Origin of the sequence: Roseospira marina (genome assembly GCF_014197855.1) — a bacterium.
Lineage (GTDB): Bacteria > Pseudomonadota > Alphaproteobacteria > Rhodospirillales > Rhodospirillaceae > Rhodospira > Rhodospira marina.
In genome coordinates this window covers 99423-110099 of record NZ_JACIGJ010000008.1, presented here as the reverse complement: position 1 = coordinate 110099, position 10677 = coordinate 99423, and the positions used below count along the sequence as shown (strand labels likewise).

9 protein-coding genes are annotated in these 10677 nt (G+C 68.7%); 1 reads left to right on the top strand and 8 read right to left on the bottom strand.

Annotated features, from left to right (window positions below):
- Position 1: 1 nt before the first annotated feature.
- A complete protein-coding gene (locus GGD82_RS12240) occupies positions 2-1180 on the bottom strand; it encodes a hypothetical protein (RefSeq protein WP_150062471.1) in 1179 nt (392 codons plus the stop codon).
- Between the two features lie 11 nt (positions 1181-1191).
- Positions 1192-3144 (bottom strand): hypothetical protein, encoded by a 1953-nt coding sequence (locus GGD82_RS12235; protein WP_150062472.1) that lies wholly within the window; start codon positions 3142-3144, stop codon positions 1192-1194.
- A 162-nt stretch (positions 3145-3306) separates the two neighbouring features.
- Here GGD82_RS12235 and GGD82_RS12230 point away from each other — a divergent pair, with 162 nt between their 5' ends.
- Positions 3307-3927, top strand: coding sequence for a hypothetical protein (locus GGD82_RS12230; RefSeq protein ID WP_150062473.1), 621 nt, complete (start codon positions 3307-3309; stop codon positions 3925-3927).
- Positions 3928-4344: 417 nt separating this feature from the next.
- On the opposite strand, the gene GGD82_RS12225 is transcribed toward GGD82_RS12230, so the two are convergent.
- Genes GGD82_RS12225 through GGD82_RS12200 form a run of 6 tightly spaced genes read right to left on the bottom strand, consistent with a single transcriptional unit; the run spans position 4345 to position 10676 of the window.
- Complete coding sequence (locus tag GGD82_RS12225) at positions 4345-4638, bottom strand: hypothetical protein (RefSeq protein WP_150062474.1); 294 nt, start codon at positions 4636-4638, stop codon at positions 4345-4347.
- A gap of 4 nt (positions 4639-4642) precedes the next feature.
- Entirely contained in the window at positions 4643-6049 is a 1407-nt protein-coding gene (locus GGD82_RS12220) for a packaged DNA stabilization protein (protein ID WP_150062475.1), read from the bottom strand.
- A gap of 18 nt (positions 6050-6067) precedes the next feature.
- Complete coding sequence (locus tag GGD82_RS12215; protein WP_150062476.1) at positions 6068-7942, bottom strand: right-handed parallel beta-helix repeat-containing protein; 1875 nt, start codon at positions 7940-7942, stop codon at positions 6068-6070.
- Between the two features lie 14 nt (positions 7943-7956).
- Entirely contained in the window at positions 7957-8520 is a 564-nt protein-coding gene (locus GGD82_RS12210) for a DUF4376 domain-containing protein (RefSeq protein ID WP_150062477.1), read from the bottom strand.
- A 9-nt stretch (positions 8521-8529) separates the two neighbouring features.
- Entirely contained in the window at positions 8530-9768 is a 1239-nt protein-coding gene (locus GGD82_RS12205; RefSeq protein WP_170284280.1) for a glycine-rich domain-containing protein, read from the bottom strand.
- Entirely contained in the window at positions 9768-10676 is a 909-nt protein-coding gene (locus GGD82_RS12200) for a hypothetical protein (RefSeq protein WP_150062478.1), read from the bottom strand. The genes GGD82_RS12205 and GGD82_RS12200 overlap by 1 nt, the downstream gene beginning before the upstream one ends.
- Position 10677 lies beyond the last annotated feature (1 nt).

Genomic DNA, 10677 nt, shown 5'->3' with positions numbered 1-10677 from the left:
GTCAATCCTTCCCGTAGGCTTCCAACGCTTTCTTGATCGCGTCGCTGCTGATGGCCGCGAGCGTCCCGTACAGCCGGTTGCTCGAATCCGAGTTGGCGATGTTCGCCTGGGCGCCCATGTAGCTGGCGTTCGACTTCGCCCCGGCCTGCGCCTCGGCGATGCTGGTGGTCGCGTCGGCCCGCAGGCTGGCGTCGGAGGTCGCCAGATCGGCAAGCTGGCGGAAGTAGTCTTGCCCCATCTGGCTGCCGGCGAGGCTGAGGCGCTGGGTGTTGCTGGCGACGTCGCGCGCGGTATCCAGGGTGGCGCCTGCGACGTCGCGCGATGTGTCCAGCCGTGCGTTCGCCATCCGCTGGCCCGCCGCGGTGATGGCGTCCGCCTGTTGGCCGGCCGTGCGCAGCAGCGTGTTGGCGTTGGTCAGGGCGGCGGTCTGCGTGGCGTCCGCGACCGATCCCGTCGCCCCATAGCCGTAGCGGCCGAGCGTTTCGGTGGCGCGGTCGATGCGATCCTGGTTCTGGTCGTGGAGGCGCGCGGCGAGGGCGGCGTCGCCATCGTTGAAGGTGGCGACCCCGGCCCGGCCGGCCCCGCGTAGGCCGGAGGCCGCGAGGCGCGCCCGCATGTCGGCCCGGGTGTCCTCGACAAGGCGTTGCTGGGACGGGGTCAAAGCGCCCGGGTCGGACAGCGCGACGGCGCGAAGCTGGGCCAAGGCGTCGCGCCCGGCCTCCTGGTAGGGCGCATATTCGGCGGCCACCGCATCTCGACCGGCGTCCACGGTTCCCATGGCCGCACGGGACCCCTGGCCGAGGGTGTCCACCGTCGCACCCAGGGTCTGGCCGGTGAGCGCGCCATAGTCCGTCAGGCCCGCCTGAAGCAGGTCGCTGTAGGATGCCAATCCGCCCTGGGTGGCCGCGCCATAGGCCGTGGCAGCGGCTTCCAGTTGGGTTTGCCCCGCCGCCAGCGCCTGCTCAAAGATCCCCCGGACCTGATCGTTGGCCCCAAGGAGGTAGTCCAGGGCCTCCACCTGCCCGGCGGACAGGATATCGGCGCCTTCCTGGGCGCCCACGGCGTAGTCGTTGGCGGCCTGACGGTTCGCGTCGCGCGCCTTCGACGAGCCATACAGCGCCACGCCGCCGCTGATGAGGCTGGGGATCACGGCCGTGGCCAAGTCGGTGAAAAGGCCCATCGGACTCCCCCCTAGAAGCCCAGCGCGGACGTGCCGCGATAGCGGCCGGTCCGGTATCGTGGCGTCTGGAATAGCGGCCCGCTCGACAGGTCACCCCCGGTCCCGGACGACCCGCCGCCATCATCGCCACTGCCGTTGCCGCTACCGCTGCTGTTGCCGTTCCCGCCACCGTTAGCGCCAGAGCCGAGGAGATCGTCGATATAGGAGGTGTAGTAGTCCTGGATGCCAGAGATGGCATTGTTCAGGATGGTCTCGAAATCCGGTGCGGGATCCTCGGGGGCGGGATCCTCGGGTTTGGTGGGCACCGACGTAGGGCGGTTTTCGTCCAGGCCGTGCAATAGGTGATGTTCGGCGCCGGACTTGAACTGACCAGCCTTGACCGCCTCGGCGACGTCCGGGTTGGCGGCCAGATAGTCCTTTTCGAACTGCGGCCCGGTCATCGTTCCGGGGCCATCGCCGGTCGGGGCGTGGATCGGGCGCCCTTCGCCTCGGCCGTGATCAACCCAGTGCGAATAGGCGTCCACGCCGGCCTCCGCCACGTCCGGGTTGCCCTCCAGGTAGCGCTTGGCGTTGAAGCCCGAGGGCGTGGCCTGCCCGGCGCGGCCTTCGGCGTATCCGTATGTCTGGTAATGGGTGAGCGGGTTCATTCCAGATTCGGCCACGTCCGGGTTCTGCGATAGGTAGTAGTCGGCGTCGAAAAACTCGCGCTTCCCCGTGGTGGGATTGCGCGAGCCCGATCCACCCAGCCAGCGCAGGGCGTCCTGGGCGGCGGGGCTCAGGTGGGCGGTCTCGGTGTCGCCGTACCGCCCCTGCGCGGACACAATGCTGGACAGGCCGCGTCCGGGCGGACCACCCGTGTTCCAGGCCATGGCGTCGCTCTCCTGCATGCTGTCTGGGCGGACGTAGGAGGGGAGGAAGTAGGCGCGCTCCTCGACCGTCTTTTCGGCTGGGTCCTCGTCCTCGGCACCACCCTCGTCCGGTGCGACCGGGGCGTCCTGGCCATCCCGGCTGTCGGCGTAGGATGGGGTTCCGGTCGATGCCATCGGTGCGGTTGCGTCGGTCGTCGCGTTTGGTGTGCCCTGGCCGCCGAACACATCCGGGCCAAGGTCAACGTCCGGCACCATGTCCCCGAACGCCAACTCGGTCAGCGCACCGAGCCCCGGAGGACCTCCCAATGCGAAGGAACCGATACCAACTGCCGCTGCGACAGGGTCGACCCCCCAGTGAGCGCCGGTCTGTCCGGTCTCAAGGTTCGCTTGCGCGCGCTCGAGCGAGGGGGCCATTTCGCGAACGCCTGTCGTCAGGCTTAGAGCGGCGTTCCCGACGTCCTCCATGACCGTATTGCCGATGTCGTCATAGTCCATGGCCTGGGACATGATGTCGCGGCTGATGTCGTCGATGCCGTAGCGCCCGCCTGCCGTGGCGTCGACACCGACGTCCGCCATGCGGCTGGTCAGGGTTCGGCCGTTGGACGAACCGCCTCCGGTGCCTCGCTCGCCCCGTCCACCCTTGCCTCCGGTCGCTGCATCGGAGCCAATGCTATCCCGGCTGTTGTCGCTGGACCCCGTGCGGCCGGAGCCTCGATCCTTGCCGGATTGGCCGTCGTTCCCACCCCTGTCGCTGTCGCTGCCTGATGAATCGCTCCCGCTGTTGCCGCCTTTGGCGTACTGCCGCTTGCCCGTGGTCGGGTTGCGACTGCCCTCGCCACCGGCGGCTTTCAGGGCGCGCCGTGCCTGTTTGCCGGCGTGGGCCACCTCGGTGTCACCGCGCACGCCCGCGCGGGCCACGGCGTCGGCCGGCGCATCCGGGAACGCCAGGGTGCCATCGGCCGCGCGGCGGGCGGGAAAGCCGGCGCGCACCAGCGCCGCCATCTCTTCGGTGTTCAGGTGGACCAGATCCGTACCGGGCGGGCCGGCGCGGTCCATCGCATTCGCAACGCTGCGGATTGAACTCAGCCCCGGCATGCGCACCGCCTCCATCGTGGTTGGCGGTCATCCTGGCCGATGTCCCGTCGCGCTCATGCAGGGCTCTGGCGCCACGACTCGCACCCTTGCCCTTCTTGCGTGTCGGGAGGCAACATAGGCGCGGATTGAAGGAGGGGTGCGATGCGGTGGTTGATGGTGGGTGTGGGGCTGATGCTGGCGGCGTGTCAGACGACGACGGGAGGCGGCCGTGACGCGACGGTGCGCGACGTTTCCGTGGTCGATCAGCCGGCGGGGGCCAATTGCGAAGGTGTTGTCGTCAGGGGATCGGCACTGTGGAATGAGATTACGGCTTGGCGGGGCGTCAATCCGAAGTGCCGACGTGTTGTGAACGATGATGGCGTTTCAGGATCGCAGTTCTACGTGATCGCAAAGCTGGCACCATCGCTTGAACGCATTCAGCAAAAACTTAGTGCCGGACCAACCGGGCAGACAGGGGCCGCTCGTGTGTTCGTGTCCGTGACCCGGATGGATGCTCGCATCTCAACGAATCGGGCCATCCTTGGGTCCGATGCCGATGAAACGCGGGTGGTGTCCGGCGCGGTTCCTGGGATGGTGATGACCGGTCCCGTCGAGGCCCGCGCCGTCCGGTATGTTGGCGATGACGGTCACATGTACGGGTGCGCTCTGGCGGATGCCGATACCGCCCGGAATACGACGTCCCATGTGATGGTGTGCCGCACGCAGTATCGGGAGGATGATGCTACCACCCTCGCCCTGGCGCGGCGCATTGCGCGCGAGGACTTCCCGTTCATCAATCCGTGAGGGGGGTCGCGTCCATGACGGGGGCGTCGAAGGTGCTGAATAAAAGTACAGCGCGCTTTATATTGGCATTCATAGGCCCGCCCATAGTTTTCTTTTACACAATGTCAGTGCCTTGGTCCATCTTCGCTTCCATAGCATACACTTTGTATGTCGGAGGTTTGGCATTTTTCGCTCTAAAAGAATGCTATGAAGATTGTGAATCTTCGGGAGCGTCAGGCACAGCGCTATTGTTTGCTCATATTAGTCTGATGGTCGCGCGTTTGTATTATTATGGATTATTTGCAGCACTAGCTTTTGCCTATGTTTTGATGTGGGTAGGGCCGGACCCTATTGGCGGTCCTTCCTATGAGATGGAGTGCTCTCGGCGCGGCGGTTGCCTTGATCCTTAAGAGCAGGTTCAGACAGGGGCGCCGCCCCTCACTCCCCCCGCGCGGCCCGCACCAGCGCCGTGACGGTGGCGTTCAGCGCCTGCACGGCCTCGACCAGGGCCTCGACGTCGCTCTGCGTCGGGGGTGCGGACACCGCGATACCGGTCGCGACGTCGGGCGTCTCCACGGATGACAGCGCGGAAATGCGCTGGATCGGGCCGCCCTGGTGCAGCACGAGCGCCTTGTAGAGCGACCACATGTAATCCGCGAGGGCGCTGTTGTCGGCCTGCGCGTTGCCGGTCAGGCGGGGTGGCTGCGGAACGGTGGGGGGCTGGACGGCCATCGGCTCACACCTTGTCTTGGTCCACCTGGAACTCGTGCAGCTCCAGGGGTGCTGTATCCGTGGCCGCGATCTCCCATTGCCAGGAATCCGCCGCGCCCCAGGCTCCCGTGTTGACCACCAGCGTGCGGTCCCCGGCCACGCCCAACCCGACGCGGCGCCAGGAGGACCAGCCCCGGTTATCGCGGTTGCAGCGGATGGAGAGCACGGGCTCGGCGGCAGTGGAGCCGACGACGCCCCGCCGCAGACGCATCCGGCTCCGGTTGACGCGGGTCCGGTGGCCCTTCATCGACCAGTGCCCGGTGCGCAGCAGCACCGGCTGCACCTGCCCGGCGTGATCGTACGCCGTCGGGGTCATCTCGTAGATGCGGCCCCCGTCACCCCCCACGAACCAGCGGCCCCACAGGCGCAGAAGCGACCAGCCCGGCCAGCGGCCCGGTGCACCGACCGCCGCGTCCCAGCCGTAGAGCGCCGACCAGCGTTGCTGGCGCACATCGAACAGCAGGGTTACGCCCGTCGTGTCGTGCGAGGTGGTGGCCTGCGGGGCTTGCAGCAGGATGAACTTCTGACCTTCGATGAGCAGTTCAGCGGACCAGGCGCCGGTCCAGTCGTCCACGCGCTCCAGGGTGCGGCCCACCGCTGGGCCGGCGTCTTCGCTGTACTGGCCGGCGAACCGGGCAAACTCGTAGCGTTGGTTGACGCCATAGACGCCGTTGTTGGCCGCGACCAGGGTGTAGGGCGCCAGCACGCCGTCGCCGATCTGCCAGCGGCGATAGAACGGCTGGGTGCCGGACGTGACCGGGTCGAACTGCTCCACCGACTGCGGGCCGCACAACAGCAGCTCGGAGTAGGGGGTCACGATCGCGGCGTTGAGGTCGTCGGGCTTCCCCTCAGCGCTGAAGACGTCGAGCGGGTCCCAGGAATCGTAGTCGCCGACGGCGGAGTGGTAGAACCGGCCGGAGCGGGGTTCGATGGCCACCAGATAGCCGGCCACGAAACAGACGTGCGTGGAATCCGGCGCGCTCCGCGCCAGCCGTTCCGTCCGGGTGCCAGCCAGCCGCACGATGGGGCCGCCGGCTGCGACCACCAGCTCGTCCTCGGTCTTTGCCACGATCGGCCGCCCGCCGCCCGAGACCGGCACGCCAGTCAGGTCCGTGCTGGCGCCGGTTGCGGAAACCCGCCACATCTGACCCGCCGAGGTGATGGCGATCAGGTCGCCGCGCCAGTCGGTGAGGGTGACCCGGCCGCCGCCGCCCAATTGCGCGAACGGGACGAGGCCCGGCATCCGGCACACGGCCCCGATCTCGTTGACGAAGGCGTTTTCCAGGGCCGCGTTGGCCCGGCCGTGCGTCAGGGCGGTTTCGGCGACGTTCTGGAGCACCGGGGCGTCGAGGGGGATGGTTTCCCAGGCCATGGGCCGTCGTCTCCTGCGTCAGATCGTGACCCGGCAGTCCACGCGCCACTCGACCGCGTCGTTCGCGTCGCCGTCGACCTTCACCTGGATCTCGGGGCCGGAGGCGGCGAAGGACAGGCCGCCCCATGTCGAAGCCGTGCCGCCGGTTTCGGAGACGTGCGACACCGTGGAGCCGGCCAGGGCCACGGCATTGAAACCGAGGGCGCCGTTGACCTGCGCCGAGCCGGTGGTCTCGCCGGTCTCGGTGATGATCTCGTTGTCCTCAAAGGTCCCGATGATGTCATACAGCGTCAGGGTGCCCGTGGTGTCGTCGCTGTCGTCCGCCACGATCAGGGCCGTGGCGCCGCTGTCGGCGCCCTGGACCGTGCTGCCGATCGAGAAGGCCGTGGTTCGGTTGTCGTAGGGCAGGGTGGCCCCCGGCCGGCGGGCCGCCTGCTCCGTGTGGTAGACCGCGTATTCCGTCGCGTTGTTGAGCGCGCGGCCCGTCGCCCGCACCTCGATCATGGCCACCTCACCTGGGTTCAGGGTGAGCGCCCAGGCCACGACGGGGTCGCCGTCCGTGGTCAACCCGATGACGCCCCCCCGGTGGATGTCGCGGAACCGGGTCAGCTTGCGCGGCTCGGAGCCGCTGGCCCTGGCGCCGTACTCGGTGCAGTTCTTCAGCAGGATGTTGTGGACCGGCGTGGTCATGACGAAATCGGCGCCGACGATCTCGACGCTTTCGAACACGATGTCCTGGCACAGCCCGTCGAGCGCGATGGTGCCGTCGGCCATACTCCCGCCCAGGACCCGCAGCGAGATCACCTCCCGGTCCGGCAGGTCCACGTTGGTGCAATCCTCCACCGAGAGGATGTTGACGTTGCCCTCCCAGGCGCAGCGTTCCAGCGTGGTGAACTGCGCCCCCACCAGCGTGATGCCCGCTGTGCCGATGTTGTCCAGGATCTCGACGTGGACGAGGGCGTTGTGGTCCACCGGCCGGTCATCGGCCTCGAAGGCGACGGCCGCGCCGGTCGTGGTCGCGCTGACCTTTCCGCCCACCCAGTGCAAGCCCGTGAAGGTGTTGCCGACGTCCTCGGCGGCGTCGCCCAGAAACCGGGGCCCCTCGGCGCAGGCGTAGACGCTTACGTCGGTGTAGCGGTGATCGAACCCGCCCTGGTGCCGCATGGCGGTGGCGAAGCGCGCGATCTGGACGTGGCGGAGGATCAGGCCGGTGACAGCCTGGGAGGCGATACCGATTCCGCCGGCCACCACGTTGACGCCGTCCAGGGTCAGGTCGGCCAGCCCGGCATCGTCCCCGGCGATCGTGACCACATCGTCCGCGATCTGGCTGACCAGGATGGTGGCGCCCCGGCCGGCGCCGGTCAGGATGACGCCCTGCGGAATGGTGATCGCGTTGATCTGGTAAGTGCCGGCGGGCACGAGAACGGCGCCCGCCCCAGCGGCGGCGGCGATGCCGATGGCAGCCTGAAGGGTGGCCGTGTTCGCTGCGGTGCTGGTGTCGTCCAGGGCACCATGGTCCAGGGCGCGGATGACGTCCGCCGCACGCGCGGCCAGGGGACGCGCCACCGTGCCGTTGGTCGCCGTCACCTCGGCCTGGGATGCGTCCTGACCGGCCAATGTGGTCAGCGGCAGGCGCTGCACCCCGGTCTGCTGCGTGGTGTCGATATCGAGGGCGTAGTCGGCCGCCGTGTAGATCGGCTCGGCGAACTTGCCATAGGAGACGCCGGCCGTGTCCGTGGTCTGGATCAGAATTTGCGGGTTCGGGGCCGGCTGCGTCAGGGCCTCGTCGGTGAACACGGCGGCCAGCGCGCCGCTGCCGTCGCGCACATAGACCGTCGAACCCGCGTACCCGGGCTGCCATGTGTCGAACTGGAAAATGCGTTGGGCGGGCATGCTGTGTTGCTCCCTCAGGAAGGCCAGTTCGCGTCGTCGCCGATGTTGATCGCATCAAGTGCCGTGTGATCGACCGCCGCCTCGATGGACTCGACGAGTGCGCGCGATCGGGAGAAGCAGGACTCCACATGCAGCGCGACCGTTCGGCCCATCGCGGCTAGCGTATGCCGGTCGATCGTTGCCCAGGTGTGCGGCTGAACCTCCCAGTCCAGGCTTTGGAGGGTCTCATCGGCCGCAAGGAGGGAAACCGCCCCCTGGAGCATCGCCCGATCGCCGTCGCCCGTCCGCAGGGGGCCTACGCCCTCGATCAGGATCCCTTTGTCGAGGCGGCGTGTGCGCTCCGTTCGTACGGCCTCGCGCAGGGCCGCCTTGCGGTCGGCAAGGGAGGGTAGGGGCTGCGGCATCTGTTCGGGTGGGGCCGGGTTCGCCCACATGCCGTCGACGTAGGTGGCGCCGCTCCGGGTGCCTTCCGGTACCTCGGTGTCGTAATGCACCGCCACGCTGGGGTGATAGAAAGTATTGGGATCGCCGGGCGCGACATCGCGCACGCGGCCGTCTTCGATCCAGGCCTTGGGCACGCCGGCCTCCTAGGCGTAGTAGTAGATGAGGATGGCACCATCGCCGCCGTCACCGGATGCGTACGAGCTGTTGTAGCCCGCACCGCCGCCGCCGCCGCTGCTGCCGCCATGCCCGCCACTGTTGTTGTAGCCCGCGCCGCCCCCGCCGCCGCCCCCGAACCCACCGGCGCCGGCTATGCGGCCGCTGGACCCCCCGGACAAACCGCCGCCGCCGCCGCCGAAGCCACCACCCCCCGCATCATAGGCGCCGCCGCCGCCCGCGCCGCCGCCGCCGCCGCCGGCCGCACCGGGCTGGCCATCGAAGCTATGCCGTGAAGACCGCGTTATGGCCCCAGCCCCACCGCCCCCGATGACATCCCGGATGTGGTGCCATTCCTTTGCGGTGGGCAGGATCTGGGCGGGGGGCGGTAGGTTTGTCGGTCCGGCGACCGCCATGGCGATGGTTAAGCCCGCGCCGCCGAAGGAGATATTCATGTAGGTGTCTCCATCGGGACCCTGCCCCAGCGTTCCTCCTCCGGAGCCGCCGGACGCATACTGGCCCATCGTGCCGTTGCCCCCCTTATGACGGATGCCGCCGCCTCCGCCGCCGCTTCCGTATTGGCTCGACGAACTGCCGCCATCGCCGCCGTTGCCACCATCGCCGCCCCAACCACCTCCGCCGCCACCGCCAGCAGAGTAGGACGAATGGCGCGCGCCACCGGCCCCGCCATTGCCCCCGTCGCCGAACGGAGAGCCGGATCCGCCCCCGCCCCCGCATCCGTTGTTTTGGTGGCGAGACGTCGGAACGGACCCGCCGGCGCCACCACGCCACCGTCCCAGGGCTTTGACGGTGGCGTCGGTCGCCGTCGCCCCGCCGGTGCCGCCCGCGCCGCCCATGGTGTTGCCGGCTGTTCCGGCTTTTCCGCCGGCGCCACCGATGGCGGTCACGAGGGTGCCATAGCTGGACGTCCCGCCCGCCGTCCCGGGTGTGTCTGTGCTCATCGACCCACTCCCCCGGGTGCCGATCGTGAGTGTGGGGGTCGTGTTGCCGGCGCCGAGGTTGATCAGGGCGGACGCGCATTCGCCGCCGCCGCCCCCGGTGCCAACACAACTGCTGGCACCTTTGCCGCCGCCACCGCCGGCGCCGAACACGAACACCTCGATCCAGTCATCGGCAATCATGGGCAGGGTGAAGGTATGGGTTCCGGGCTTGGTGAACCACGCTGACCGCAGGGTTTTCGGACGGGTGATGAGGGAGAGGTTCGACATCAGACAAGTCTCCAGTCGCCCCCGGCGTGGACCAGGGCGAAGGCGGCACGGGCCAGATCGCAGACCAAATCCTCCGCCGTGCCGACGATCGTGTGGCCGTTGCGGGCAAGGATCAGGGGGTGGGTGGCGAAGCTGTCATGGGCGTCCAGCACTTCAAGGACGTCGCCATCCGCTGGGGCGGCGGGCAGGGTCAGTGTGAACGTCCCACCGCGCGTGTCGCAGATGTAGCGCATGCCGGCGGCGGCCTCGGCGTCGGCATCAAGGGCAAGGACGGCCAGGGTTGCCCGCGGCAGCACGCCGGTTGCGTCGCGCTGTCCAAGGGCGTGGGGCCCGTTTCCAACCGGGAGGCCGACATAGGCCCCGGTTGCATCGTCCCATTGCGGCACCTGCCCATCCACCGGCGCATCGGGCAGGGTAATACTGGCTGCACTCGCGGCCGCCGCGCGGGCGCTGTTGGACGCGGCCGCGGCATACGTCGAGGCCGCGCTGGCGCTTCGGCCGGCGGCGGTCGCATGCCCGGATGCCGTGGCGGCACTGTTTACAGCCCCTCTTTCACTGTTCGCGGCGGCATTGGCGCTCGCGCTCGCGGCCGCCGCGCTGACCGCCGCTGCGTTGGCGCTCTGAACGCCGGTCGTGCCGATGATTCCCGTTTCGTAGCTGCCAAGGGATGTGGACCCGATACGGGCGATGGTCGGCGCCTCGATGTAGACCGGCACCCGGAACTTTCCGCTGCTGTCCAGGGTGTGCGGATTGGCGAGGGTGCCGGTGCCGGTCGATCCGTCGTACAGTGTCACCAGGGTGTCCGCGCGGGCGCCGGCGCCATCCACGGCATAGAAGGTCACGACCGCATTGGCGTGGGCGGGGTTGGCCAATTGGAAATCCGGGATGGTGATGCGGTTCGTGGCCATG